We start from the raw sequence: 24,293 nt of genomic DNA on the forward strand, positions 1-24,293 counted from the left end.
TTTACTGCGGCTCGTTGGTCACCTTACCATATTCATTTGTGTCTTCATCGCCCGGATAAAGACAAAGCGCCACGAAGACCAGGATCGAGATGACCGGGATGAAAAGCGAGGCGGCAAAGATCCCCGGCCTGCCAAAATCGTGGAACCGCTTCACCCCCAGTGCGAGCTGCGACCAGATGGCGATAACGGCTGACACGAGAAAAAAGAGTGCCCAGCCGGATTCCGTATCCGCACCTTCCGGAAGCAGCGACAATCGGTAAAATGCGAACAGCGGAAACAGGCCGGCAAAGATGTTTCCAAGGAAGTAGACCGAGCGGCTGATCCGACCCGAAAGGCCGAAAAAGAGCCACATGAACGCCTTTTTATCCAACCTTACGCCTCATCGCTTCCCGCTCAGTCACGGAGCAACTCGTTGACCGAGGTTTTCGCGCGGGTCTTTTCGTCCACGCGCTTGACGATTACCGCGCAATAGAGGTTCGGGCCAGGCTCTCCATTGCCCATCGGTTTGCCGGGCATGGTACCGGCCACCACCACCGAGTAGGGCGGCACTTCGCCATAGAAGATTTCGCCGGTTTCGCGGTCCACGATCTTGGTCGACTTGCCGATATAGACCCCCATACCGAGGACGGAGCCCTCACGCACGATGCAGCCCTCGACCACCTCGGAGCGCGCGCCCACGAAGCAGTGGTCCTCGATGATCGTCGGGTTCGCCTGCATCGGTTCCAGAACGCCGCCGATGCCGACACCGCCGGACAGATGGACGTTTTCGCCGATCTGCGCGCAGGAACCGACCGTCGCCCACGTGTCCACCATGGCCCCCCGCCCAACATAGGCACCGAGATTGACGAAGGACGGCATCAGCACCACGCCCGGCGCCACGAAGGCCGAGCGGCGCACCACGCAATTCGGCACGGCACGGAATCCGGCCTTCTCGAACTCGTTGGCACTCCAGCCGTCGAACTTGGAGGGCACCTTGTCCCACCATGTTGCCCCGCCGGGCCCACCGTCGATGACCTGCATTGGATTGAGCCGGAAGGATAGAAGCACCGCCTTCTTCAGCCATTGGTTCACGTGCCAATCGCCGTTGTCCTGTCGCTCGGCCACGCGCGCAGTGCCGCTATCGAGCAATTCCAGCGCCGCCTCGACCGCATCGCGAATCTCGCCGCGCGTTTCGGCCGAAACGGAGTCGCGCTCCTCAAAGGCGTTTTCGATGGTCTGTTCCAATGCGACGACGTCGGGGGTTTTCATCTGAAAGTGGCCTCCGCTACACGAGCTGTTAAAGGGCTGCTACATAAGGTTAAGAGCAAGTCGGGTGACACGCGGCGCGGACCGTATGCCAAGCGCCGATAGGGGTCAATCGCGCTTGCATCTCGCAATGCGCAAACAGAATGGGACGGACATCATGAATCCCAAGGATAGCAACGGCTGGACGCCATTGCCGCATTCGGACGAGGATTTGAAGCGTGCACGCAGCGTGCCCGATACGCCGCAAACGCGCGCCGAAACTTATCGGCTGGCCTGGGACGACGAAGATTTCATGACGCGGCGCGAACTCAGGCCCGTGCGCCTGCAGCTCGAGCTGCTCAAGCCCGAGATGGCACTGGCCGAACGCGGCATCCGCTCCACGGTCATCCTCTTTGGCGGCGCGCGCATCCCGGAGCCCGGCGGCAATGCCTGGGCGGCCAAAAACGAGGTGCAGAAGAAGAATCTGGAGGCCAACAGCCGGTATTACGAGGAAGCCCGCAAATTCGCGCGTTTCTGCTCCGAGCAGTCGGCCCAATCCTATTACCGCGAGTATGTGGTGGTCACCGGCGGCGGCCCCGGCGTCATGGAAGCCGGCAACCGGGGCGCGGTGGAGGTCGGCGCGCCGACCATCGGCCTCAACATCGTGCTTCCGCACGAGCAGGCGCCGAACGCCTACGTCACGCCGGATCTGTGCTTCAACTTCCACTACTTCGCCATTCGCAAGATGCATTTCATGATGCGGGCGAAGGCTGTGGCCGTTTTTCCCGGCGGCTTCGGCACGATGGACGAGTTGTTCGAGGCTTTGACCCTCATCCAGACCGGCCGCATGGAGCGCGTGCCGGTCGTCCTGTTCGGAAAGGAGTTCTGGAGCCGCGCCATCGATCTCGCCTTTCTTGCCGAGCAGGGCACGATTTCGCCCGGCGACGAAGAACTCATCACCTTCGTCGAAACGGCCGACGAGGCATGGGCACGTATCGCGGAGTTCTACGAGCTTTAGCCGCGCTCGCATGTCGCACGGTTTGCGGCTGGCGCAGGCGTCGCGGCTCGTCTACTGAGGAGACGTCATACGCAGCTGCGGAGAAAGGGTATCTCATGCGTGAGTGGATCCTGGCGACCTTAACGGTTCTCTTTTTCGTCGGCGCGCCTCTTTCGGCGCTTTCCGGCGAGGCCGGTTCCGGCAGTCTTCACATATCGGATCCTTGGGCACGCGCGATGCTTCCCGGGCAACCGACGGGCGGAGCCTACATGACGATCCGCAACGATGGCGAGGAAGCTGATAGGCTCATCTCCGTCTCCTCTCCCGCGGCGGGCAAAGTCGAAATTCACACCATGACTATGCAGGACGACGTCATGATCATGCGGCCGCTCGAAGATGGTCTCGAAATTCCCGCCGGTGAAAGTGTCGCGCTTGAACCCGGCGGCTTTCACCTGATGTTCATGCAGGTGGAAGAACCGTTCGCCGAAGGCGAAACGGTGCCCGTCACGCTGGAGTTCGAGAAGGCAGGCGCGGTCTCGCTCGACCTGCCCGTCCTGCCTGCCAGCACCGGGCGAGGCATGGACGCGCACGAGCACTAGCCGGGGACCGAAAAGCGCGCCTCTGCACTGGAACGCTTGCGCCTTTACGGGCGTTTTCATGGGCAAAGAACAGGAGATACCGATGCCCAGAAGCGCACCCGAAGACGACATGATGGACGAGCAGCAGGCGAAGGATCTTGGTCACGCGACCAAATCGCAGCCTCGAAAGGCCAAGGACGCGGAGAAGGAAACCTCCGAAGCTCACATCGAGAGTAATACGCGCGCCAATCGCGGTCTCGGCGAGCTGATCCCGCCTGATCGGGAGAGCGAAACGGAATCTGCGATCAAGCGCGCCGCCTATCCTAAAAAACGGTGACATTCAGCCTGAAACGGCCTGGAGAAAGCCTGTCAGGTCGTCGGTGACGTAGTCGACCTCGTCGTCCTTCTCCGGGTCACGCTCCCAGATTTCGGAGTAAGTCGGCTCGAAATTGCGCGGCACGATGAGCACGGTCCTCATTCCGAGCTGCTTCGGCACGCGCAGATTCCGCGCCAGATCCTCAAACATGGCGGCATTTGAACCCACCACCCGGTGCAGGTCTAGAAACATGTCATAGGTCTCTTTAGCGGGTTTGGGCTGCAGGCCGGCGGCGACGATATCGAAAATATCCTCGAAATGATCGAGCACGCCGAGTTGCCGAGCCGCGCGCTCGGCATGGTCGCGATTACCGTTGGTGAAGATGAACTTGCGGCCGGGCAGAGCACGGATGGCCTCACCCATGGCAGGGTTGGGCTCCAGCCAGGAATAGTCGATGTCATGGACCTTCTCGAGAAAATCGTCCGGATCGACCCGATACTTCTCCATCAGGCCTTTGAGCGTGGTTCCGTATTCCCGGTAGAGTTCCTTCTGCAGTTTACGCGCTTCCTCGCGCGGCAGGTTGAGGAGCTCCGACACATAGGCGGTCATCTTCACGTCTATCTGTGAAAACAGATTGCTGTGATGAGGGTAAAGCGTGTTGTCGAGGTCGAAGACCCAATCGCGGATATTGGCGAAATCAGTCGGGTTGGGATGGTCTGTCATGGGGCCTTGTGCCAGTTTTTGGCTGCTTGTTTCAAACTTTATGTAAGCAGGAAAGGAAAGAGAAAACCGGTTCTGCCATAGGAGTTTTAAGAGGAGAATCCATGAAGAAAAGTATAGTGCATGCCGGAATGGTAACCTTTTTTGCCGCCGTGCTGTCCCTAGGGGCTTTCTGGCTTGCACTAACCATAATGGGCAGTTCCATGGACACGTTCACAATCATCATGTTCATCCTCGTGCCCCTTCTTGTGGCATTTCCGGTCAGTGCCTACAATCACCGGCAGAAACGAAAGATCGCAAAAGCCCACGAGGCTCTCACGGCCGCCCACAAAGAACTTGCGGCAATGCATAGGCGGTTGGCCGAGAAAGCGCGGCATGACGACATGACCGGCCTTCTCAATCGCGCCGCCTTCATAGACGCGGTCGAGGAGAAATGCGCGCAGGATTCGCCGGGTGCGTTCCTCCTCGTGGACGCTGACAATTTCAAGAAGATCAACGACATGTTCGGCCATCTCACCGGCGACGAAGCACTGCGCAAGATCGCGCGGGGACTGGAGATGGCCCTGCGCAAGGACGATCTAAAGGGGCGGCTGGGCGGCGAGGAATTCGGCGTCTTCATCAGCGGGGCAACGCTTGAGCAGGCCTCGGCCATCGCCGAGCGTACACGCCATGCCGTGGAGATGATCCGGTTCGTGCCGGGCGATCACGGGTCAGCGCGACTCACCGTCAGCATCGGCGTGGCCGTCGCGAAAAAAGGCGCTGAGTTCTGCGAACTGATGGACGAAGCGGACAAGCGACTCTATGAGGCCAAGAGCCGGGGCCGTAATCTCGTGGTCATGCCGGCGAGCGGATCTGTCGCGGCCTGACAAGAGCCCCTCGGCTTCACGCTTGCGTCTACACCCGTCCGGGAATAAACCTCCGGCGACTTTCCCGTTAGCCGGTTCTTTCATGCCTTTATGGATTCCGATCACGATTGCCGCGGCCTTTCTGCAGAACCTGCGCTCGGCCACTCAAAAGCACCTGAGGGGCGTGATGGGCACAACCGGCGCCACTTTCGTGCGCTTCGGTTTCGGCCTGCCCTTCGCGGTTCTGTTCGTGCTGGGGCTCTACTTCCTCGCCGGCATTCCCTTTGCACAGCCGAACGGAACTTTCCTCGCGTGGGTGCTTGTCGGCGGCCTCGGGCAGATCGGCGCGCAGTTCCTGCTCATCTATCTCTTTTCTTTCCGCAATTTCGCAGTCGGAACGGCTTATTCCCGGACGGAACCCGTGCAGGCCGCCATCTTCGGCCTGATCTTCATCGGCGAGCTTGCCGGGCCGGGTGCCTTGATAGCCATTGCCATCACGGTGGTCGGCGTCATGCTGATCTCGGTCGCGCATGTGCCGATGAACTGGCGTAATCTCTTTGCTTCGCTCGTCAGCCGGAATGCGCTAATCGGCCTCGCCTCCGGCACGCTGTTCGGCGTTTCCGCCGTCGCTTATCGCGCCGCCTCGCTCTCACTCGGGGGGCCGCATTTCCTCATGCAGAGCGCAACCACGCTGCTCTACACCATCTCCTTCCAGACCGTTCTCATGCTGGGCTGGATGCTCTGGAAAGACCGCGGCGAGATCGCGCGCATCAGGCTGGCGTGGAAGCCGGCACTGTTCACCGGCCTCGTGGGCGCCACGGCCTCTTTCGGCTGGTTCACTGCGATGACGCTGCAGCAGGCCGCGCTCGTCAAGGCGCTGGCGCAGATCGAGATGATCTTCACCTTCGCCTCGTCGGTTTACTTCTTTCGCGAAAAGATCAACCGAACGGAGATTGCCGGCTGTGCTTTGATCGTCGCCGGCATCCTCGTTCTGGTGCTGTTATAGCGCTACTGGCCGTCCCAAGCAGACGCTTCTGCCGATTTCTCCCGTTCGGCGAAGAACTCGAGCGCTGAATTGATGCCGTTGATGGCGGCGGGCCAGCCGCCGTAGGCCGCCATTTGCAGGATGATTTCGAGGATTTCACGCTCGCTCGCGCCTGCGGCCAGCGTGTGCTCGATATTGACCTTTAGCTGCGGCGCCGTCTGTCCACCCAGCACGGTCAGCGCCGCGACGGTGGCGAGTTGGCGCGTTCTGAGGTCCAGCCCCTCACGGGCGTAGAGACGGCCATAGGCGGTTTCGATCAGCGTTTCAGAAAAACCGGGTAATGCGCCGTCGTAACGGTCAGCGAGAATTGCCTCCAGCTCAGGGTTGAGGCTCGCCGTGATGGCGCAGCCCTTTTCGAGCGCCGTGCGCTCCTTGATGGCTTCAGTATTCATGGGAGTGTTCCTTTCCGCCGTCTTCGGCGCGATAGCGCGCTTGATGGCTCGGGTTCGGGCCGAAGACCGACAAATACGGCATCTTCGCCACGAAGCCGGTGGCCGCGTCCACATCGCCGGCTTTCAGGGCTGAGAGGAATTTTTCGATGATGATCTGTTGCTGCATGTGTGCATCTCCATTGTGTGCACACATGCATCTACTTTCTGGAGTGAACTCCAGGTCAAGGGAAGCTTTTCCAGCGACGGGCAGTTAGGGGACGATCAGTGTGCCCGCGCCATGCTCAGTGAAGAGTTCGAGCAGAACCGCATGGGGGGTCTTGCCGTCGAGAATGACGACGCCCTGCACGCCATGCTCGATGGCGTTGATACAGGTCTCCACCTTGGGGATCATGCCCCCGGCAATCGTACCGTCCTTGATGAGCGCGCGGGCTTGGGAAACGGTCAGTTCGTCGATCAACTTGCCATCGCCATCCAGCACGCCAGGCACATCAGTCAGGAAAAGCAGGCGCTCAGACTCTACCGCGCCGGCGATCGCGCCTGCAAAGGTGTCGGCATTGATGTTGTAGGTGTGCCCATCCCGGCCGGGCGCCACCGGAGCGATGACGGGGATCATCTCGGAATGAGCGAGCAGGTCGAGCAGCGTACGGTCGACCTGCACCGGCTCACCCACGAAGCCGAGATCGATCACGCGCTCGATATTGGAATCGGGATCCATCACGGTCTTCCGCGCCTTCTCGGCAAAGACCATATTGCCGTCCTTACCGCAAAGCCCAATGGCCCATTCGCCCTCGGCATTGATCAGCGCCACGATCTGCTTGTTGATGGAGCCGGCCAGCACCATCTCGACGATCTCGACCGTGTCCCGGTCGGTCACGCGCAGTCCGTTTTCGAACTTCGATTCAATGCCGAGATTCTTGAGCATGTTGCCGATCTGCGGACCGCCGCCATGCACCACAATCGGGTTCACGCCGGACTGCTTGAGCAGCGCGATATCGCGGGCGAAGGCGCGGCCGAGCGTTTCGCTGGCCATTGCATGGCCGCCATATTTCACCACGACCGTCTTGTTTTCGTAGCGCTGCATGTATGGCAGCGCCGCCGAGAGCACGCGTGCTTGCGTCTCGGCGGTTTCTGCGGTGTCCGTCATTCTCAATGCCCCGGCTGATCGACTGCCCGTTTCTATCGCATTCCTCGCGATGCGCAAATCCTCGGGCGCGAGTTCTCCTCACGCAATCACGCGGCATTGATTTGCCGGTGAGGCGGCGAGGCCCTATCCTTCTGGCAAATGGAGGATTTAAATGCTGAAACGCCGCAGCTTTCTTCTCGGCAGCGCGGGTGCGATTGCCGCCCTTTCGGGAGGCGCGCTCTTCTGGCGCAATGCTCCAGGAGGTTCCGCCGCCGCCGAGAACTTCGAAATCACGAAAGCCGATGACGAGTGGCGGGAGATCCTTACGCCGCAGCAATACGCCGTGCTGCGCGAGGAGGGAACGGAGCGCGCCTTCTCCAGCCCGCTTAACGACGAGAAGCGCGCCGGGCTCTTTCATTGCGCCGGGTGCGACCTGCCGGTCTACTCCTCCGAGGTCAAATATGACTCGGGTACCGGTTGGCCGAGCTTCTGGGAATCGCTGCCAAACGCGATCGGCACAAAGGACGACAACACCCTCTTCATGACCCGCACCGAATGCCACTGCCGCCGCTGCGGCGGCCATTTCGGCCACATCTTCGACGACGGCCCTCCGCCCACCGGCAAGCGCCACTGCCTCAATGGGGTGGCGCTGACCTTCAAGCCGGAGGAAACGGCTTAGGGTGCGCTATTGCGAGAACCTGACGCCCTGTGGCTGAGGTGGAGGCCGGCTCGGAACGTTGCGGGCATTGCATCGCTAAAGGGTCAAACTTGGCTGCTTTGACGGAAAGAATCCGCACGTCCCCGACGTGCTAACCTCAGCCCGGAGTACCAGCCTCTCACCCATCGCCGACCTGGACGCGCAGAAAATGGACGAAGCTGCCGTTCGCCACATCGGTGAAGTGCTGTCCGTCGGCAGAACTTTGTCTTGCAGATCTGGTTCAGCGTTCAGAGAGAAGCAGATTTGCGCCAAGCGCTATCAGGACCGATCCAGCAGCTCGTCGCATCCAGCGACCGGCAGATCGCGATTTCTTCAGAAAAGATGAGACTTTATCTGCGAAGATCACGCACGAGATTTCCGCGAGGGTAAAAATTGCGTTCGCAATAATGCCCAAGAGGATAATCTGGAGCCAAATTGGATAAGGCGCACTCTGATCCGAAAACTGTGGCAGAAAAGCAATGAAGAACACAGCGGACTTCGGGTTGGTCAACTCAACGATTAAGCTCTCCTTAAGCGCTTGGACATGCGAGTATGGTTGCGACTTCAGGCTTTGCCCGGTGTCCGGTTCCTCGGTCATCAGAAACTTAATACCAAGCCAAAAAAGATACGTTGCGCCAACGATTTTCAGAACAAGATAGGCAGTGGGTACCGCTACAAAAAACAAACTCAGTCCGAACGCCGCGGCGACAATATGAACATAGCTGGCGAAGTGCGTTCCAATTGCTGAATACCAGCCGGCTTTCTGGCCACGTCCAATCGATTGAGCGGCGATATAAAGCAATCCCGGCCCCGGCGTAATAGAAAGGAGCAGGGCGGTCAGCAGAAACGGCAGCAAGTATTCCAACCCCGGCATAAGGCACCTCCACCCGATCGACCGCGATATCGGCGCTGATCTGGCATTATCGAAGAACCGCCGATGACGGCTTAATCAATGTGATTTTCGCAGTGCAAGCAAGCGGAAACCGAGAGTGCAGGGTGGGCGTTCTTTGTTGACCCCCTGGCAATTTGCTAGTCTATCCGGCTTCTCGCAGGAATGACAGGAGGCCCCAATCGGACTTTAGCGATCGCGAATGGCCGCATTGCCTACAGCCGCGCGTTACCAGAACCTTGAGTTAGGCGTGTACCTCCTAGATATCGCCTGTCACAGCGTCGATAATCGCCGCCCGCGACTCGTCCAGCCCCGCGCCCTTTTCCGAAGATGTCACCAGCACCTCGGGATACGCCGCCGGGCGCTTTCGGACTTCCTTCACCGTGTCCTCAACCAGCCGGGCGACCGCAGGCGGCTTAATCTTATCCGCTTTGGTCAGAACGATCTGGTATGACACCGCGGCCGTGTCGAGGAGCGCCATCACTTCCCGGTCGATCTCCTTGATGCCGTGGCGGGCATCGATCAGCAGGTAGACGCGCTTCAGCGTCACCCGGCCGCGCAGATAGTCGAAGACGAGCCGAGTCCAGGCGTCGACTTGCGCCTTCGGCGCCTTGGCGAAACCGTAGCCCGGCATATCGACCAGGGCCATAGGCGGCAGGTCGCCTTTCTCGCCGCTGTAGCCATCGGGCACAAAATAGTTCAGCTCCTGCGTACGCCCCGGCGTGTTAGATGTGCGGGCGAGCCCTTTCCGGCCCAGAAGTGCATTGATGAGCGATGATTTTCCCACATTGGAACGGCCTGCAAAGGCAACCTCCGGCGGCCCCTCCGGCGGCAGGAATTTCATGGACGGCACGCCGCGAATAAATACCCAGGGCTGGGAGAACAGGCGGCGGTCCAATCCGTCTCCACTTGTAACGCCGTTTTCTTCGTGCACGCCTTGTCTCCCGCATCTACCTAGTGCTGAGCGGCATCATGCCTCGCACGCCTCTTGTCAACCGGAAACGCCACAGGGTCAGACCAGTTTCTGGGCGACAATGCTTTGGCCCATGGCCGCAACGGCTTCGCGGGCGGGAATGAACTCAGCGCCGAGCAGTTCACGCGCACGGCTGCTATCGATCTTGCGCTCCGAGACCAACTCGCCCAGATTATCGCGTACATCCTTGTCGAACAGCGCATAACAGCGCGTGAACCAGCCCGGAAGCTGGAAGCGGGGAAGCGACTTCTTGTACTCCGGCAGCGCATCTGCCAACACTCGCGCCATCTGAAGAAGCGTGATCGACTGTGACGAAACCGGCAATCTCTTGCCGCCCGCCTCCGGAGCCGTCATTGCAGCCACTTGTAAAGCGGCGATGTCCCTCACGTCGACAGCAGGAAGGTTAAATGGTGGCACACCCGGCATTTCACCGCGCAGTAGCCGCATCAACAGGAGCGCCGAGGTTCCGGGGTCATCATCAAGCAATGGACCGTAGATGGCCGAAGGATTTATGCTGACCAGATCTCCTGTGCGCCCATATTCCTCTGCGATTTTCCAGGCACGGCGCTCGGCGAGCGTCTTCGAGCGCGAATAGGCGTTGACCCGTCGGGAATCGAGATTGGTCCAGTCCTCGTCGCTGTACGGGCGGGTTCGCCCGCCGTGGCCCTGCATGACAGCGGCCATCGAGGAAGTCATCACAACCCGTTCAACATCACCGGCAAAGGCGGCCTTGAGGGCTCGCTCCACTCCGCCGACGGCCGGACCGATCAATTCCTGCGGATCCTTCGGCATGCTTATGGCGAAGGGAGATGCGACATGCTGGACGAAGCGCACCCTTTCCATCGCCTCCTTCCAACCTTTGTCGCTGGTCAGATCGAGCGTTACGAAATCGAGCTTTCCAACGTCGGCTCCATGGCGCGCCAGAGTGGTGCGCACCTGATCCGCACGCTTGAGATCGCGCACGCTGCCCAGTACTGTGTATCCGCGCCGAATGAGTTCGAGCGCTATATGTCCTCCGAGAAACCCCGAAACGCCTGTAACAAGAACGACATCCGACATGACTCACCTTTCCGTCAATACTAAATGAACGAATATCGTTTAATTCGTATAGAAGGTAATTGTTTTGCCGGAACATTCAAGTCCGAAAAGCACCGCACGGCGTGAACACATCGTTGCGGCTGCTCGTACCCTTTTCCTCCGCAATGGAATTCGCAGAACGACAATGGAAGCTATTGCCCGGGAGGCCGGCGTGGCGAAGGCCACACTTTACAGCCAGTTTCCGGACAAGGACGCGGTTTATGCCGCGGTTGTTGAACGCATAGCCGAGGCGCTTTCGCAGGAATGCACACGCGCATTCAGCCAACCCGGAGCAGGCTGGGAGCGCGCCGCCAACGCGCTCGCGGCCAAGCATCGTTCGGTATTCCGGCTTTTGGAGGGGTCCGCTCATGCAGACGAGCTCTACCGCAGTCGTCCACCGGGTGCGGCACAGCATCTGGGCGCGCTCGATCAATGGCTCGAAAAGTCAGTTATCGAGGCGCTGGCCAAGGACGGTCATAGTGAGCCAGTGCGCTACGGCTATCTCCTGATAGCCGCCGCCGAAGGCATCGCACTGCGTGCCAACCGGGCCGAAGAAATCGGCCCGGCGATCCGGCTGTTGGCAGAAAAGCTGTTGAGCGACGGCGGAAGCAACAGCCCTTCGAAATCGCCCCATAGGGGCAATGCGGATTGATTCAATCTGCCGCCTCGAGCCTCGCCAGATCCTGTCCGCGAATGGCGTCCAGATTGCGTGTGATTTTCTCGGCCGGCCAGTCCCACCAGGCAATATCCAGCAGCCGCCTCACCGTGTCGTCATCGAAGCGCATCTTCAAAAGCACCGCAGGATTGCCGGCATACACCGCATAGGGCGGCACATCGCGGGTGACGACGGCCTTGCCGCCGATTATGGCGCCGTCGCCGATTTTCACGCCGGGCATGATGACGGCGTCCATGCCGATCCAGACGTCGTTGCCGATCACGGTGTCGCCGCGCACCTCGTTGCGCCAGGTTTCCTCGTCGAAACCTTCCTCCCAGCCATGGCCGAAAATGTTGAAAGGATAGGTGGAAAAGCCGGAAAGCACATGGTTTGCACCATTCATGATGAAACGGGCGCCCTCGGCAATGGCGCAGAACCGGCCGATGATCAGCTTATCGCCGATGAACTCATAATGATGCAGTACACACTTTTCGGCGAATGCGTCCGGTCCATCAGGGTCGTCGTAATAGGTGTAATCACCGATCTCGATATTCGGCTTCTCAACCAGCGGCTTCAGAAAGCCAACGCGCCTGTGCAACTGAATGGGGTGTTTGATTTCAGGATTAGGTCCGTGCATGTGATGATCCATGATCGCCAGGGTATTTGGGTTCGCACGATCGTTGCCGTAGCGTATCGGGATGGACCGGGTCCCGAACGAACGTGGCAGGCATTGCGGTCCCCTTAGCTGATCATTCGAGCAATCTCCTTACGATTCCGCATAATTATATCCGTGAGGCGAGCGAGGAGCAAACAAGCGAAGAGCGCGTGTTTTCCCGCTGTGGAACACCGGCCCGGAGATGAGCGTCCGCCTGTCTACTCACGCGTCATCGGAGAGCGCAAAAGGCGCGCCATGCTCGGCCCATTCCGAATCGGGCACGATCACGATCTTGCCCAGAAAGTTCTTGCTGCGATCAACGAAATAGCGCTCGGCCTGGTGCAGGTCGGAGAGTTTGAAGGCGGCATGCAGCACCGGCTTCAACTCACCGCCGCGAATCCACTCGATCAGTTGCTCGGCTTCGGCGCGCGTGCCGTGCGAAACGCCGAAAATCCGCACCTGGTAAAGGTAGATGCGGGTCCACATGATCTCGCTGAGATTGCCGCCGCTCGCACCGGCGATGCTGAGGCGCGGGTAGGTCGAACGGCGCTTCATGTCGAAGATCATCGTGTCGATAAAATGGTTGGTCATCTCGCCGCCGACGAGATCCATAACCGCATCGATCGGTTCACCGCCGGTCGCCTCGCGCACCTTATCGCTAAAGCCCTCCATGTCGGAGCGGTCGAAAACCGCCTCCGCCCCGAGCTTGAGCAGCGCATCGAACTTGTCCGGCTGGCTCAGTGCGTAGGGGATGGCACCCATGATGCGGCAGAGCTGGATGAGCGCCGTGCCCACGCCGCCGCTGGCACCCGTCACCAGAACGCGCTCGCCGGCGCTGACCTGGGCCGAGGTCAGCATATGCATGGCGGTCTGATAGGAACACATGCCCATTGCGGCCAGTTCCGCATCCGCCAGTTCCGCGTTTTCGACGGTATGAAACTGGTCCGCCGGCACGGCAACATACTTGGCGTAGCCGCCATCGGCACCATGGCCGTAATAATCCGGCATCAAATTGAGGTCCCGATCTTTGGTGGCGTAAATATTAAAGTCGAGCAGGCCGCGCTCCCCTATGCGGCCGGTATCGCCCCCCTCCCCCACGGCCACGACGCGCCCGGCGATATCGGCGCCCTGGATGCGTGGGAAGGTCAGTGTCGGCTCGCCGCCCATCTGAAAGCTCGCCACATCACCCTTGTCCTTGACAGGATAAAGCCCCTCCCGCGCCTTTCGATCAGTGTTGTTTTTTGCCGTCGCGGTGACCTTGACGAGCACCTCGCCCGCGGCCGGTTTCGGCACCGGAAAATCCTCGCGATAGACAAGCTTCTCGAGGCCGCCATGGCCGGTGAGCACAATCGCAGCCATTGTTTCAGGGATAGAGCCGGCTGAAGACATGACACCTCCTCATTGAAAATCTTTCGGAGATGTAGCGCTGCTTCCGCCCGCCCGCAAACACACGAGTTACTTTGCAGGCGCGGCCTCTGGGGTCCACGCTTCGTTTCCGCCGTGCGCTGGACATTGAGAATCACCCAGTGGACCGGGTCCAGTGTTTTTGAAGGCCGTTGGCGAGTATGGCATTCCGCCCTTCCACATAGCAGCTTACAAGCGGATGGCTGCGGAGCTGAAGGCTATCCTGAATAAAAAAGCCCCGCCAATGCGGGGCTTTTGAGAATGTGTCTTTACCCGTCCGGCTATTCCGCCGGATCGGGTTTTCGTTTGAACAGCCCCACGAGATTGTCCCACAGCTCGATCTTGGCGCCCTGGCGCTTCATAATGATCCCCTGCTGAAGGATCGACAGGAAGTTGTTCCATGCCCAGTAGATGACGAGGCCGGCCGGGAAGGTCGCGAGCATGAATGTGAAGACCACTGGCATCCAGTTGAAGATCATCGCCTGGGTCGGGTCCGGCGGCGTCGGGTTCATGCGCATCTGCATGAACATGGTGATGCCCATAATGATCGGCCACACGCCGACCAGCAGGAACGACGGCACGTCATAGGGCAGAAGCCCGAACAGGTTGAAGATCGATGTCGGGTCGGGCGCTGCAAGGTCCCTGATCCAGCCGAAGAAGGGCGCGTGCCGCATCTCGATGGTGACGTAGAGCACTTTGTAGAGCGCGAAGAAGACCGGGATTTGGATGAGGATCGGCCAGCAGCCGGCCAGCGGATTGATCTTCTCCTTTTTGTAGAGCTCCATCATCGCCTGCTGCTGCTTCATTTTGTCGTCCGCGTATTTCTCGCGGATCTCCAGAAGCGCAGGCTGCACCTTCTTCATGTTCGCCATGGATTTGTAGGACTTGTTGGCGAGCGGGAAGAAGACGAGCTTGACGATGACTGTCGTGGCGAGGATGGCCACGCCGAAATTACCAAACAGCCTGAAGAGCCAGTCGATCAGGTAAAACATGGGCTTGGTAATGAAATAGAACCAGCCCCAGTCGATCAAAAGCTCGAACTGGTGGATGTTGTACTGCTGTTCGTATCCATCGACGATATTGACTTCCTTGGCGCCGGCGAAGACCAGATTTTCCACGGTGGTCTCGCCGCCGGCCGCGACAGTCAGCGGATCGGTCAGGAAGTCGGCCTGGAAGCCGTCGCGACCATTGGCGAAATAGGAGTAGCGCGGCTGAAAGACTTCATTCGCACGCGGCACCATCGCCACGGCCCAATATTTATCGGTGATGCCGAGCCAGCCGTCGGAGGACTTGCTCGGCTGAACCTCGCCGTCATCCTCGACGCTGGAATAGCTGAGCTCCTGCAGCCCCTCCTCGCCGGTCACACCGAGCAGACCTTCATGCAGAATGTAGAAGCCTTCGGTGGTGGGATGCCCCATCCGCGTGGTGCGGCCGTAATTGCGCAGTTGGACCGGGTCGCCCGCGTCGTTGCGAATGGTGTCGGAGATCGTGAACAGGTAATTGTCGTCGACCGAGAACGTCCGCAGGAATGTTAGGCCGTTTTCGTTGGTGTATCCGAGCGTCACCGGATTGCCGGGTGAGAGCACCGAGCCTTCTTCAACGCTCCACTCCGTCGTAGCTCCCGGTAGGGTGCCGGCGTCGTTGGCTACGTAGCCGAGCTCGACATAATAGCCGTTCTCGAGCGCAGAGGGATTGAGCAGCTCGATATTCGGCGAATCCTGGTCGACCGTAACGTGGTAATCCTTGAGCAGCAGATCATCCAGCCGCGCGCCGGTGAGATTGATGGAACCAGCCAGGCGCGGCGTATCGATCCTCACACGATCCCCGGCTTCCAGGGCGGCCTCGCGGCTTTGTGCCGCTGCTCCTGCCCCGGAGGTACCCGGGATGCTCGCGCCGTCCTGCGGGTCGCCGGCGGAGGGGATGGTGCCCCCTTCCAGAGTTTGTGCATCCTGGGGAGCCGTTGCACCATTCTGCGCGGTCGTCGTGCCGGATTGCGACTGGGCTTGCTCCTGCGCCTCGCGCTCCGCCTCGATGCGCGGGTTCATATAGAACACCTGCCACAAGGTGAGGATAAGCACCGACAGCGCGATCGTGATGAGGAAATTACGATTATTGTCCATGGATGTCCTTAGCCCGTATGGACGGGTTTCTTGCCGCGAAAACGGCGGGAAAGCTCATCCTTCAGCGCCCCGAATGGTGCGCTCAGGATTTCGCGCCTTCCGACAATCACATAATCAGTGCCGGGCGCCATGTCACCCGCGGCATGGACACGCACTGCTTCATGCAGACGCCTGCGGATACGATTTCGCTCCACGGCATTGCCGACCTTCTTCGTCACGGTGACACCGAGGCGCGGCGGACCATCGTCGCCGCGCTCCAGAACCTCAAGGAGGAAAAGGGGACCGCCACGTTTGACGCCTCGGCGGACGGCCAGAAACTCGGCGCGCTTCTTAAGCCGCAAGGGATGCTTTTCTTGCGGCCGGCCCGCCAATGCCCCCGGCTCCACACCTCGGGGTTCAGGCCGAGAGGCGCTTGCGGCCGCGGCTGCGGCGAGCGGCGATAACGCGGCGGCCGCCCTTTGTGGCCATGCGTGCACGGAAACCATGCCGGCGCTTACGAACGAGTTTCGAGGGCTGATAAGTGCGCTTCATTTGTTTAAATACCGCGGTGTGCGGCCCTTCTTCATTCTGTCTCGATGAACAGGAGCATTCAGACCGCCAGGACGCACCAAAAAAGCGCCGGGCGGTCGGCCCGAACGTGCGGGGCTTATAAAAAGTGGGCTTCGGAAAGTCAATGAATGAGGAGTAGGGAATAAAGGATTAGGGAATGGGGTTGGACGTACGAACGCCATGGCGGTGATGTCGGATTCAGTCGTACTTCCCTACTTTCCTAATACGCGTGTTCGAAGAAAACCGGTTCGATGGAGCCGCCCCAGCGCGTGTTGTAGGCGGTGACCATTTCTTCCGCGCTGGTCGTGCCGCGCGCCACAACCTCATCGAGCGGGGTCAAAAAGCCCGTTTCGTCATAACCCTCATTGTTCATTCGTGCCCTGTTGGCCAGCCCAATGCGGGCGATGGCCAGAACCTCACGCGCGGTCTCGCGCAGTTCGTGGTTGCGGAAGGTCGCCGACAGGCCCTCGACCGGCACGGCATCACGCAGGCCGTCGACCTCCTCAAGGCTCCAGGCTCTGGTGAGATCCTCGATCGCGTCCAGGGCGGCATTGTCATAAAGCAGGCCGACCCAGAAGGCGGGAAGGGCACAGATGCGGCGCCATGGTCCGCCATCGGCCCCGCGCATCTCGATAAAGCGCTTCAGCCGCACATCGGGAAACAGCGTGGACAGATGGTTGGCCCAGTCGCCCATGGTGGGCATGCCCTGCGGCACCGAGTCGCGCAGGGCGCCTTCCATGAACTGGCGGAACGTCACATGGGTGCAGTCGAAATACCGTCCCTTACGGAGGACGAAATACATGGGCACATCGAGCGCCCAGTCGACATAATCGGCAAAATCGAAGTTTTCCGAGAACACGAATGGCAGCAGCCCGGCCCGCTGATTGTCCGTATCGCGCCAGATTTCCGCCCGCCACGACTGGAAGCCATTGAGCGCGCCGTCGGAGAAGGGGGAATTGGCGAACAGCGCCGTGGCCAAAGGCTGTAGCCTCATGCCCGCCTGCATTTTGCGCCGCATGTCCGTCTCGGAGGAAAAATCCAGGTTCACCTGAATTGTGCAGGTGCGGTACATCATGTCGAGGCCGTGGCTGCCGACCTTCGGCATGTAAGCCGTCATGATGTCATAGCGCGACTTCGGCATCTTTGGCGTTTCGGACAGCCGCCATTTCGGACTGGCCCCGAGGCCAAGAAAGCGAATGCCCAAAGGCTCGGCAATCTCGCGAAGCTGGGCGAGATGCGCGTTCCCCTCGCGGCAGGTCTGGTGCAGTGTCTCGAGAGGCGCGCCCGAAAGCTCGAACTGACCGCCCGGCTCCAGTGAGATAGCCCCCTGCCCCGTTGGCTCGACAAGGCCGATGATCCGCCCGTCATCCATGATCGGATTCCAGCCGAGCGTCTTTTGCATGCCTTCCAACAGGGCGCGGATGCTCCGCTGGCCTTCATAGGAAACCGGTCCATTGCCGTCGACGTGGAACGGAAACTTCTCGTGTTCCGTTCCGATGCGCCAATCCTGCTTCGGCTTGCAGCCCGAGGCGAGATAGGCAATCAGATCGTCCTTGTTCTCGATAGGCCGGTCGTCCGTCGTATCCCGCGCCATGGTTTTTCTCTCCGGCCCTGTTTTAAGGTGCAACCTGATGGAGGATGTGGGGGGCGGCAATCAAGCCAAAAGTTTTGAACATGCCTTTCACGCCCCGTCTACGTTGTCGCACCAATCGCCCGCGGCGGCCTGTATCACCGCGAGCGCGGCAACAGCCGCCGTGTCGGCGCGCAGGATGCGCGGTCCGAGCGGAATGGGCGCCACATAGGAGAGTGCGCGCAGCATCTTGCGCTCTCCATCCGAAAAACCACCCTCCGGCCCTACAAGAAGGCCCAGCTTCTGTCCGGCGAGTTCGGATACGATGGGAAGGGGGTTGTTGCCCGGAGCGTCCTCGTCGCAATAGATTAGCCGCCTGCCCTCCTCCCACGCGGCGAGTAGCCGGTCCAGCTTGGCTGGCTCGTGCACCTGGGGAACCGAAAGAATGCCGCATTGCTCCGCAGCTTCGACGACATTGGCGCGAAGGCGGTCAATTCCAAGCTTGGGTACCTGGGTGTGCTGTGTGACCACCGGCTGGAGCACACCTACGCCCATCTCGACGGCCTTTTGGACCATATAGTCGATGCGCCCCTGCTTGAGCGGTGCGAAGCAATAAAGAAGGTCCGGCGAAGGTGTTTGCGCGCGCGTCATCTCGTGTAGAGACAGGGAGACAAACTTCTTGCCAAGTGCTGTAATCTCGGCGCGCCATTCACCATCGCGACCATTGAAGACGAGCAGTTCCGCCCCTTCGCGCATGCGCAAGACATTTGCCAGGTAATGCGCATGCTGCCGCCCTATCTCGACCGATACACCAGCCGAAAGGTCGTCAGGCAGGAAAAGCCGCTGCATTTTGTAGTTCGCTCGCATGGACGCTTGATGCGTCGGCGCGGTGCTGCGGTCAAGAGTTGGCGGAAGGATGCCATACAGTACAATAGCCTTGCCGTAACGCTGCCACCGTCGCCAGCGGGGTGATCAGCGACCATCCCAAGCCGCTCTGCTCCGGGCGTTGCGGCGTCTCGTATCCTGCAAAGCCCCAGGGCAACAGGCGGCCGCCTTTCAACGCGTAGCCCCGCCCCCACCGCTCAACCATCGTGCCGTCGGGCAGCGCTGCCAGCGGTTGCGAATCGAGCAGCTCAGCACTGCCGCCGGAGGCTCGGCGCTCCCGGTGAAGTTGCCGATCCATTTCCGGCGCGGAGAAATGGCTCGCGCCTTGTCCCTGCGCAAAAGCCTCGGCGAAAGCGCGCGCATCTTCGCGCCGGCAGAAAAAACAGGGGCGATGGCCGGCTGCCAGGGCCGTCACTTCGTCGAGAAAGAAGAGTTCGGTCCAGCCTGCGCGACCGTTCGTGCCATTGCGGCCCATGACATCGCGCCGGCGATCACCGAACTCGCACAAGCAGGTGATCCAGCATTGGTCGACCAGCGACGCTTCAAAAGCGTTCGTGCGTCAGGATCATGGATGATACCGCGATTGCCCATGAAAAGGCCGCGATCCGGGACGGCATGAATGGCGCCAAAGGGATCAACGCGGTTCTGAAGCATCCTGAAGCCAACCAAAACTGTTGTCGATGCGTAACAGCTTCACGAGAAGGTGTGGTCTGCGCTCTCTGCAGCCTTGCCATTTTTCGGCGCCCCGGCCATTCCCCGGGCCCTCAAGACCGGAACAAATGGAAGTTTCGAAAGCCCGCGTTCTGGGGAACCGATTGGTAACGCCTTCCGTTCAATAATCAACGAATGATTAGCAAATGAGATGAGCCAATGCGTGTTGCAATTCTATCGCTAATGCTGCTCTCCGCCGTGATATTGAGTGGCGCGGGCATTTATACCGCGTCCGACTCCGGCGCCTTCCAGACCGTTGATGGCTATGGAGTCAACCAGCTGGCTCGATAGAACGGGTCACCTCCAAAAGGCGCTTGCGCCCTCCCTCAAAAGCCATGGCTGTCAAACGGCCGGAGTGAAAAGCGCGGGTATCCAGATTTATTCGATTGGGCAGGATTTCAGCTGACGCGGCGGGGGTATGCCCATGCACCACGACCTTGGGGTGCAGGCCTCTAAACTCCAGAAACTGCTCACGGATCCAGACCAGATCTCCAGAAGATTGAGCGTCCAGCGGTACGCCGGGCCTGATACCCGCATGCGCAAAGAAGAAGTCGCCGAAAGTGGCGGAAAGCTTCAGGCTGTGCAGGAATTTCATATGATGGTGCGGCATCGCTTCCTGTAGCGCCGCGTGCCCGCGTGCAAGCACCTCCGGCGGGTGGAAGTCGATCGTCACACCGTAGGAACGCGCCGTCGCCTCGCCACCATAGGCGGCGAACATGCATTCCGCGCGCGGCTCCGACAAAAAGCTCAGGAAGCCGATGTCGTGATTGCCGGCAAGAGCGATCACACGCGGGTCGGTTTGCGTCGCGTGGGCCAGAAAATCGATCACCTGCCGAGAGTCGGGACCGCGATCGACATAATCGCCCAGATAAACGATCCGCCAGTCCTTCGGTCGGTCGGCCATGATCTCGGCCATGATGCGCCGATGCATCTCGGCCATGAGATCGTGGCAACCATGGATATCGCCGATGGCGTAAATGCGCATGCCATCGGGCGTTACCGCGTCCTCAGAGCTTATTCCCAATTCTGCCGTCATCCACCACAATGAGATGCAGCGCACGCGGCCCGTGTGCACCCAGCAGCAGCTTCTGCTCGATGTCACCGGAGCGCGACGGCCCCGTAATCAGGTTCAACGTACGCGGCATCTTTCCCTTGCCAAACCTCTTTTTCAGTCTCGATAGCGTCGTTTCGAGGTCACCCTCGATATCCTTCGCGTCAACCACGACGATATGGTGCTCCGGCAAGAAATTGACAGTGGTCGGATTCTCCACACCCGAATACAAGGCGACCGTCCCGGTTTCGGCTATTCCGGCGAGGGCATGGCTGACGCCGACCTCGTCATCGGGGTCGGCAGGTCCGGTTTTCGTTTCCAGCGCCTTTACCCGGCCCCAGGGCATCGCCCTTAGCCGCTCATCACCACCCATGCGAACCGATGCCGGCAGGTTCTTGGACCGGAGATAAGCGGCGACGGCGTTCGGCACGTCGCCGGTTTTTTTGACGTGCTCGACCGTTGCCGAGACTTTTTCCGCCATTTGGCGGAACAGGGCAATGCGTTCCTCTTCCGGCAAACGCCCACGCGCGGGCACCACGCCGGTCGGCGCTTTTGCGAGCCGCTGTCTGACGGCCTTTGCACGCGCGGCATCGTCCAATGGGGCCCCGAGTGCCCCGCGCACCTTTTTCAGAATGGCCTCGCGCCCGCTCATGCCTGCGCCTCCTGCTTTGCTGCCTGGCGGCTGCGCCACTGCTGAAGAAAGGTGCGGTTTTCTGGTGCGGGCAGATCGCGGTGGCGCGTCCAGCCACCGGCGAAGGGCAGATAACGAAAGCGCGGCCGCCGACCCGTGAAGAAAGATAGCGCCGGAATGGCAAACGACGCGGCCAGATGATAGAGCCGTGGACGGCTGGCGAATAACGCCCAGGCGCGCAGGCCGTAGCGTTGTGTGGCCGGGTTGAGCCCTCTGGCGAACTCGCGCTCGCGCCAGTGCCGCATCATCTTGGGCAGCGGGATCTTCATCGGGCAGACTGCCTCGCAGCGGCCGCAGAAGGTCGAGGCATTCGGCAAATGACCGGACTTGTCGATGCCAGCGAGGGACGGTGTGAGCACCGCGCCCATCGGACCGGGATAAACCCAGCCGTAAGCGTGACCGCCGACGGCATGATAAATCGGACAATGGTTCATGCAGGCGCCGCAGCGGATGCAGCGCAGCATATCCTGAAACTCCGTGCCGAGCATGGAGGAGCGGCCATTGTCCAGCAGCACGACGTGATATTCATCCGGCCCGTCGGGATCCCCCGGCCGGCGCGGACCGGTGGATACGGTGGTATAAACGCTCATGTCCTGACCTGTCGCAGAACGCGCGAGAACGCGCAGGATCTGGCTCATATCCTCCAGCGTCGGCACGACCTTCTCGATGGACGCGACGACGACGTGCACGCGCGGCAGCGTTTGAGTCAGGTCGCCGTTACCCTCATTGGTGACAATGACGGAACTGCCCGTCTCGGCCACGAGGAAGTTTGCACCGGTGATACCCACATCGGCTGTGAAGTATTCCGAGCGCAGCACACGCCGCGCTTCCGCAAGCAGCGATTCCGGCTCCGAGAGGTCGCGATTGGGGCGTAGGTGGTCGTGCACCCGGCGAAAATCCGCCTCCACCTGTTCCTTGTTGAGGTGCACCGCCGGCGCGATGATGTGGCTCGGGTGCTCCCCGCGCAGCTGGATGATGTACTCGCCGAGGTCGGTCTCTACGGGGCGGACGCCCTCTTTCTCGAAGAACTCGTTGAGCCCGATCTCCTCGGTGATCATGGACTTGCCCTTGGTCACCGTGCGGGCGCCCGCGGCGCGGCAGATATCGAGAATGACGGAACGGGCATCCTCTGCCGTTTCGGCCCAATGGACATAGCCGCCGGCCGACTTCACCTTCTCCTCGTAGCGCTCCAGGTAGAGGTCCAGATGCGCCAGGGTATGGTCCTTGATGGCACGGGCGGAATCCCGCAGTTCATCAAACTCCGGCAGCGCATCGACCGAGGCCTGACGCTTGTCGATGAAGCCCGTGCGCACATGGCCGAGCGCCTTCTGCAGCTGTGTGTCGGACAGCGCGCTGCGCGCGTTTTTCTTGAATTCCGGCGATGTGATCTGCATCAGCTTTCACCCTTGCCGATAGCCGGGCCATCCATTCCGGCCAGCACCTCGGCCACATGGCGCACGTTGACCTCCGCGCCTTCTCGCTGCAGCTTGCCGGCCATATTCATCAGGCAGCCGAGATCGCCCGCCAAGAGCGTATCCGCGCCGGAAGCCCGGATGTTATCGGTTTTTTCCGCGACGATTTTGTTCGAGATGTCCGGGTACTTTACACAAAACGTGCCGCCGAAGCCGCAGCAGACATCCGGGTCGCGCATTTCCTTCAGTTGAAGCCCAGAGACGGAGGACAGGAGGCGGCGTGGCTGCTCTTGGATGCCGAGTTCGCGCAGGCCGGAGCAGGAATCGTGATAGGTGACGTTGCCTTCATGCGCCGCCTCCACACGCTCCACCCCCATGACATCGACCAGAAAGCTCATGAGCTCGTGCACCCTGGCTGAAAATGCCTCGGCCCGCTCCTCCCACGCGCTTTCCTTGAAAAGGAGTGGATAATGCTTCTTCAGCATTCCCGCGCAGGAGCCGGATGGTGCGACGATGTAGTCGTATTCCTCGAAAGCCTTGATCGTGTTCTTTGCAATGGCGATCGTATCGGCGCGGTCACCCGAATTGTAGGCCGGCTGGCCGCAGCATGTCTGCGCCATCGGCACTTCGACGTCGCAGCCGGCCTTTTCCAGGAGCTTCACCGAGGCAAAGCCGACGGAGGGCCGGAAAAGATCGACCAGGCAGGTGACAAAGAGACCGACGCGCGGCCGTTTCGAAATTTCCTGTTTCAAAGCATTATCCCGTTTGCGTGTCCGCGGCCACGGATCTTCCGGTTTTTGATGTTTGACGCTTCCCCTCGACGCCGGAGCGTTGTCGAAGGCGAAGCTGCGAAATCCTCTCCCATTCACCCGTGCGCTCGGCCTCTGTGCTGGCCATTTGGACATAGGCAATGTGGTCGATTGCTGCCTTGCGCCCAGCAGCCGGGTCGCCGTCGCGAATAGCGAGGAAGATCGCCTTGTGCTGGGCCAGCAGGCTCTCGCGAGCACCAGGCAGATCGTAAATGCGCGCCCGGCTGTAGAACACGCCATCCGCGAGCAGGCGATAGCAGGAGCGCAGGGTGTGCAGGAGCACGAAATTGTGCGCGCACTCGCCTACCGCGTTGTGGAACTCGACGTCGATTTCCACCTCGGCCTCGAAGTCGGCGGTGGCGTGAGCATGTTCCATGCGGGCGATGATGTCGCCCAACAGGGCGTTGTCTGCCTCCGTCGCCCGCCGAGCAGCCATCTCGGCGGCAACGGCTTCGATCTCGCGGCGATACTCCAGATAATCGGCGGTGGCCTCAGGATGGCTAGCGATCAATTCACGCACGGGCGCGGCGAAGACTTCGCCCACAATGTTCGCCACATGCGTGCCGCCGCCGTGGCGCGTTACCAGCAGTCCCTTCGCCTCCAGCGCCTTCAGCGCATTGCGCAGGATTGGCCGAGAAACATCGATCCGGCTTGCCAGCTCGCGTTCCGCCGGCAGCCGGTCGCCATCACGCAGCACGCCTTCGAGGATCAGCCCCTCGATCTGGCGCACTACGGCATCTGCGGTTCGGCTATGCTCAACTCTGGAGAAGATGGTATCCACGGTTCAACGATCTTTATGCTGCCGACCGCAAACTAGCGACATTGACGAGGATTGGTCAAATGTTTTAACCAATCTCGACAAGCGCGGTTGTGAAGTACCGTAAGCTCTACGCCTCATGAGGACG

29 protein-coding genes are annotated in these 24,293 nt (G+C 60.4%); 7 read left to right on the forward strand and 22 right to left on the reverse strand.

The genetic code is table 11. The features are described from left to right. Window position 1: 1 nt before the first annotated feature. On the reverse strand, window positions 2–370 hold the full coding sequence (locus LY631_RS18090; protein WP_274426991.1) for a DUF805 domain-containing protein: 369 nt from the start codon (window positions 368–370) through the stop codon (window positions 2–4). Window positions 371–393: 23 nt separating this feature from the next. Further along, window positions 394–1,248 (reverse strand): 2,3,4,5-tetrahydropyridine-2,6-dicarboxylate N-succinyltransferase, encoded by an 855-nt coding sequence (dapD, locus tag LY631_RS18095; protein WP_274426992.1) that lies wholly within the window; start codon window positions 1,246–1,248, stop codon window positions 394–396. Between the two features lie 154 nt (window positions 1,249–1,402). Here dapD and LY631_RS18100 point away from each other — a divergent pair, with 154 nt between their 5' ends. The 3 genes from LY631_RS18100 (at window position 1,403) to LY631_RS18110 (ending at window position 3,136) form a co-directional block, all read left to right on the forward strand. Beyond that, the gene (locus LY631_RS18100; RefSeq protein ID WP_274426993.1) at window positions 1,403–2,242 is read left to right on the forward strand and encodes an LOG family protein; all 840 of its coding nucleotides are present in this window, start codon (window positions 1,403–1,405) and stop codon (window positions 2,240–2,242) included. 95 nt (window positions 2,243–2,337) lie between these two features. Next, window positions 2,338–2,820 (forward strand): copper chaperone PCu(A)C, encoded by a 483-nt coding sequence (locus LY631_RS18105; RefSeq protein WP_274426994.1) that lies wholly within the window; start codon window positions 2,338–2,340, stop codon window positions 2,818–2,820. Window positions 2,821–2,902: 82 nt separating this feature from the next. After that, entirely contained in the window at window positions 2,903–3,136 is a 234-nt protein-coding gene (locus LY631_RS18110) for a hypothetical protein (protein ID WP_274426995.1), read from the forward strand. A gap of 3 nt (window positions 3,137–3,139) precedes the next feature. Here LY631_RS18110 and LY631_RS18115 read toward each other — a convergent pair whose 3' ends face one another. Next, on the reverse strand, window positions 3,140–3,838 hold the full coding sequence (locus LY631_RS18115) for a pyrimidine 5'-nucleotidase (protein ID WP_274426996.1): 699 nt from the start codon (window positions 3,836–3,838) through the stop codon (window positions 3,140–3,142). Between the two features lie 101 nt (window positions 3,839–3,939). On the opposite strand from LY631_RS18115, the gene LY631_RS18120 reads away from it, so the two are divergent. After that, on the forward strand, window positions 3,940–4,701 hold the full coding sequence (locus tag LY631_RS18120; protein WP_274426997.1) for a GGDEF domain-containing protein: 762 nt from the start codon (window positions 3,940–3,942) through the stop codon (window positions 4,699–4,701). Window positions 4,702–4,783: 82 nt separating this feature from the next. Continuing rightward, window positions 4,784–5,686, forward strand: coding sequence for a DMT family transporter (locus LY631_RS18125; protein ID WP_274426998.1), 903 nt, complete (start codon window positions 4,784–4,786; stop codon window positions 5,684–5,686). Window positions 5,687–5,688: 2 nt separating this feature from the next. On the opposite strand, the gene LY631_RS18130 is transcribed toward LY631_RS18125, so the two are convergent. The 3 genes from LY631_RS18130 to argB all read right to left on the reverse strand — a co-directional run bounded on the left by LY631_RS18130 (window position 5,689) and on the right by argB (window position 7,261). Further along, window positions 5,689–6,117 (reverse strand): carboxymuconolactone decarboxylase family protein, encoded by a 429-nt coding sequence (locus tag LY631_RS18130; protein WP_274426999.1) that lies wholly within the window; start codon window positions 6,115–6,117, stop codon window positions 5,689–5,691. Then, entirely contained in the window at window positions 6,107–6,283 is a 177-nt protein-coding gene (locus tag LY631_RS18135; RefSeq protein WP_274427000.1) for a hypothetical protein, read from the reverse strand. Before LY631_RS18135 ends, LY631_RS18130 begins: the two co-directional genes overlap by 11 nt. 84 nt (window positions 6,284–6,367) lie before the next feature. Continuing rightward, window positions 6,368–7,261 carry an acetylglutamate kinase gene (argB, locus tag LY631_RS18140; protein WP_274427001.1) on the reverse strand — a complete coding sequence of 298 codons (894 nt, stop codon included), beginning with the start codon at window positions 7,259–7,261 and terminating at the stop codon, window positions 6,368–6,370. A 154-nt stretch (window positions 7,262–7,415) separates the two neighbouring features. Here argB and msrB point away from each other — a divergent pair, with 154 nt between their 5' ends. Next, window positions 7,416–7,919 carry a peptide-methionine (R)-S-oxide reductase MsrB gene (gene msrB / locus LY631_RS18145; RefSeq protein ID WP_274427050.1) on the forward strand — a complete coding sequence of 168 codons (504 nt, stop codon included), beginning with the start codon at window positions 7,416–7,418 and terminating at the stop codon, window positions 7,917–7,919. A gap of 259 nt (window positions 7,920–8,178) precedes the next feature. Here msrB and LY631_RS18150 read toward each other — a convergent pair whose 3' ends face one another. From LY631_RS18150 to LY631_RS18160, 3 genes are all read right to left on the reverse strand, one after another. Then, on the reverse strand, window positions 8,179–8,811 hold the full coding sequence (locus LY631_RS18150; protein WP_274427002.1) for a LysE family translocator: 633 nt from the start codon (window positions 8,809–8,811) through the stop codon (window positions 8,179–8,181). 274 nt (window positions 8,812–9,085) lie between these two features. Beyond that, window positions 9,086–9,760, reverse strand: coding sequence for a ribosome biogenesis GTP-binding protein YihA/YsxC (gene yihA / locus LY631_RS18155; RefSeq protein WP_274427003.1), 675 nt, complete (start codon window positions 9,758–9,760; stop codon window positions 9,086–9,088). A 78-nt stretch (window positions 9,761–9,838) separates the two neighbouring features. Then, on the reverse strand, window positions 9,839–10,858 hold the full coding sequence (locus tag LY631_RS18160) for an NAD-dependent epimerase/dehydratase family protein (RefSeq protein WP_274427004.1): 1,020 nt from the start codon (window positions 10,856–10,858) through the stop codon (window positions 9,839–9,841). Window positions 10,859–10,922: 64 nt separating this feature from the next. On the opposite strand from LY631_RS18160, the gene LY631_RS18165 reads away from it, so the two are divergent. Beyond that, on the forward strand, window positions 10,923–11,528 hold the full coding sequence (locus tag LY631_RS18165) for a TetR/AcrR family transcriptional regulator (protein ID WP_274427005.1): 606 nt from the start codon (window positions 10,923–10,925) through the stop codon (window positions 11,526–11,528). 1 nt (window position 11,529) lies between these two features. On the opposite strand, the gene LY631_RS18170 is transcribed toward LY631_RS18165, so the two are convergent. From LY631_RS18170 to LY631_RS18230, 13 genes are all read right to left on the reverse strand, one after another. Further along, the gene (locus tag LY631_RS18170; protein WP_445082907.1) at window positions 11,530–12,180 is read right to left on the reverse strand and encodes a CatB-related O-acetyltransferase; all 651 of its coding nucleotides are present in this window, start codon (window positions 12,178–12,180) and stop codon (window positions 11,530–11,532) included. A gap of 228 nt (window positions 12,181–12,408) precedes the next feature. Then, window positions 12,409–13,575, reverse strand: a complete 1,167-nt coding sequence (locus LY631_RS18175) for a zinc-binding dehydrogenase (RefSeq protein WP_274427007.1) — start codon at window positions 13,573–13,575, stop codon at window positions 12,409–12,411. Window positions 13,576–13,871: 296 nt separating this feature from the next. Beyond that, on the reverse strand, window positions 13,872–15,710 hold the full coding sequence (gene yidC, locus LY631_RS18180) for a membrane protein insertase YidC (RefSeq protein WP_274427008.1): 1,839 nt from the start codon (window positions 15,708–15,710) through the stop codon (window positions 13,872–13,874). A gap of 8 nt (window positions 15,711–15,718) precedes the next feature. Next, window positions 15,719–16,081, reverse strand: coding sequence for a ribonuclease P protein component (gene rnpA / locus LY631_RS18185; RefSeq protein ID WP_274427009.1), 363 nt, complete (start codon window positions 16,079–16,081; stop codon window positions 15,719–15,721). 25 nt (window positions 16,082–16,106) lie between these two features. Next, window positions 16,107–16,241, reverse strand: coding sequence for a 50S ribosomal protein L34 (gene rpmH / locus LY631_RS18190; protein WP_274427010.1), 135 nt, complete (start codon window positions 16,239–16,241; stop codon window positions 16,107–16,109). Between the two features lie 238 nt (window positions 16,242–16,479). Continuing rightward, window positions 16,480–17,853 (reverse strand): glutamate--cysteine ligase, encoded by a 1,374-nt coding sequence (locus tag LY631_RS18195; RefSeq protein WP_274427011.1) that lies wholly within the window; start codon window positions 17,851–17,853, stop codon window positions 16,480–16,482. Window positions 17,854–17,940: 87 nt separating this feature from the next. Beyond that, window positions 17,941–18,696 carry a 16S rRNA (uracil(1498)-N(3))-methyltransferase gene (locus LY631_RS18200; RefSeq protein WP_274427012.1) on the reverse strand — a complete coding sequence of 252 codons (756 nt, stop codon included), beginning with the start codon at window positions 18,694–18,696 and terminating at the stop codon, window positions 17,941–17,943. Between the two features lie 31 nt (window positions 18,697–18,727). Next, window positions 18,728–19,222: a hypothetical protein gene (locus tag LY631_RS18205; protein WP_338000447.1), complete on the reverse strand. Its 495-nt coding sequence runs from the start codon at window positions 19,220–19,222 to the stop codon at window positions 18,728–18,730. Between the two features lie 474 nt (window positions 19,223–19,696). Further along, window positions 19,697–20,461 (reverse strand): metallophosphoesterase family protein, encoded by a 765-nt coding sequence (locus LY631_RS18210; protein WP_274427013.1) that lies wholly within the window; start codon window positions 20,459–20,461, stop codon window positions 19,697–19,699. Beyond that, window positions 20,433–21,128 carry a LutC/YkgG family protein gene (locus tag LY631_RS18215; protein ID WP_274427014.1) on the reverse strand — a complete coding sequence of 232 codons (696 nt, stop codon included), beginning with the start codon at window positions 21,126–21,128 and terminating at the stop codon, window positions 20,433–20,435. The genes LY631_RS18210 and LY631_RS18215 overlap by 29 nt, the downstream gene beginning before the upstream one ends. Continuing rightward, window positions 21,125–22,561, reverse strand: coding sequence for a LutB/LldF family L-lactate oxidation iron-sulfur protein (locus LY631_RS18220; protein ID WP_274427015.1), 1,437 nt, complete (start codon window positions 22,559–22,561; stop codon window positions 21,125–21,127). The genes LY631_RS18215 and LY631_RS18220 overlap by 4 nt, the downstream gene beginning before the upstream one ends. Continuing rightward, window positions 22,561–23,331, reverse strand: coding sequence for a (Fe-S)-binding protein (locus tag LY631_RS18225; RefSeq protein WP_274427016.1), 771 nt, complete (start codon window positions 23,329–23,331; stop codon window positions 22,561–22,563). The genes LY631_RS18220 and LY631_RS18225 overlap by 1 nt, the downstream gene beginning before the upstream one ends. A 4-nt stretch (window positions 23,332–23,335) precedes the next feature. Next, window positions 23,336–24,169: an FCD domain-containing protein gene (locus LY631_RS18230; RefSeq protein WP_274427017.1), complete on the reverse strand. Its 834-nt coding sequence runs from the start codon at window positions 24,167–24,169 to the stop codon at window positions 23,336–23,338. Window positions 24,170–24,293 lie beyond the last annotated feature (124 nt).

Origin of the sequence: Chelativorans sp. YIM 93263 (assembly GCF_028767125.1) — a bacterium.
Lineage (GTDB): Bacteria > Pseudomonadota > Alphaproteobacteria > Rhizobiales > Rhizobiaceae > Chelativorans.

Excerpts from the sequence above, each read along its gene's own strand:
- dapD (WP_274426992.1), bottom strand. The coding sequence starts at position 1,248 with ATGAAAACCCCCGACGTCGTCGCATTGGAACAGACCATCGAAAACGCC.
- LY631_RS18100 (WP_274426993.1), top strand. The coding sequence starts at position 1,403 with ATGAATCCCAAGGATAGCAACGGCTGGACGCCATTGCCGCATTCGGAC.
- LY631_RS18105 (WP_274426994.1), top strand. The coding sequence starts at position 2,338 with ATGCGTGAGTGGATCCTGGCGACCTTAACGGTTCTCTTTTTCGTCGGC.
- LY631_RS18110 (WP_274426995.1), top strand. The coding sequence starts at position 2,903 with ATGCCCAGAAGCGCACCCGAAGACGACATGATGGACGAGCAGCAGGCG.
- LY631_RS18115 (WP_274426996.1), bottom strand. The coding sequence starts at position 3,838 with ATGACAGACCATCCCAACCCGACTGATTTCGCCAATATCCGCGATTGG.
- LY631_RS18120 (WP_274426997.1), top strand. The coding sequence starts at position 3,940 with ATGAAGAAAAGTATAGTGCATGCCGGAATGGTAACCTTTTTTGCCGCC.
- LY631_RS18125 (WP_274426998.1), top strand. The coding sequence starts at position 4,784 with ATGCCTTTATGGATTCCGATCACGATTGCCGCGGCCTTTCTGCAGAAC.
- LY631_RS18130 (WP_274426999.1), bottom strand. The coding sequence starts at position 6,117 with ATGAATACTGAAGCCATCAAGGAGCGCACGGCGCTCGAAAAGGGCTGC.
- LY631_RS18135 (WP_274427000.1), bottom strand. The coding sequence starts at position 6,283 with ATGCAGCAACAGATCATCATCGAAAAATTCCTCTCAGCCCTGAAAGCC.
- argB (WP_274427001.1), bottom strand. The coding sequence starts at position 7,261 with ATGACGGACACCGCAGAAACCGCCGAGACGCAAGCACGCGTGCTCTCG.
- LY631_RS18150 (WP_274427002.1), bottom strand. The coding sequence starts at position 8,811 with ATGCCGGGGTTGGAATACTTGCTGCCGTTTCTGCTGACCGCCCTGCTC.
- LY631_RS18160 (WP_274427004.1), bottom strand. The coding sequence starts at position 10,858 with ATGTCGGATGTCGTTCTTGTTACAGGCGTTTCGGGGTTTCTCGGAGGA.
- LY631_RS18170 (WP_445082907.1), bottom strand. The coding sequence starts at position 12,180 with ATGGATCATCACATGCACGGACCTAATCCTGAAATCAAACACCCCATT.
- LY631_RS18175 (WP_274427007.1), bottom strand. The coding sequence starts at position 13,575 with ATGTCTTCAGCCGGCTCTATCCCTGAAACAATGGCTGCGATTGTGCTC.
- yidC (WP_274427008.1), bottom strand. The coding sequence starts at position 15,710 with ATGGACAATAATCGTAATTTCCTCATCACGATCGCGCTGTCGGTGCTT.
- rpmH (WP_274427010.1), bottom strand. The coding sequence starts at position 16,241 with ATGAAGCGCACTTATCAGCCCTCGAAACTCGTTCGTAAGCGCCGGCAT.
- LY631_RS18195 (WP_274427011.1), bottom strand. The coding sequence starts at position 17,853 with ATGGCGCGGGATACGACGGACGACCGGCCTATCGAGAACAAGGACGAT.
- LY631_RS18200 (WP_274427012.1), bottom strand. The coding sequence starts at position 18,696 with ATGCGAGCGAACTACAAAATGCAGCGGCTTTTCCTGCCTGACGACCTT.
- LY631_RS18210 (WP_274427013.1), bottom strand. The coding sequence starts at position 20,461 with ATGACGGCAGAATTGGGAATAAGCTCTGAGGACGCGGTAACGCCCGAT.
- LY631_RS18215 (WP_274427014.1), bottom strand. The coding sequence starts at position 21,128 with ATGAGCGGGCGCGAGGCCATTCTGAAAAAGGTGCGCGGGGCACTCGGG.
- LY631_RS18220 (WP_274427015.1), bottom strand. The coding sequence starts at position 22,561 with ATGCAGATCACATCGCCGGAATTCAAGAAAAACGCGCGCAGCGCGCTG.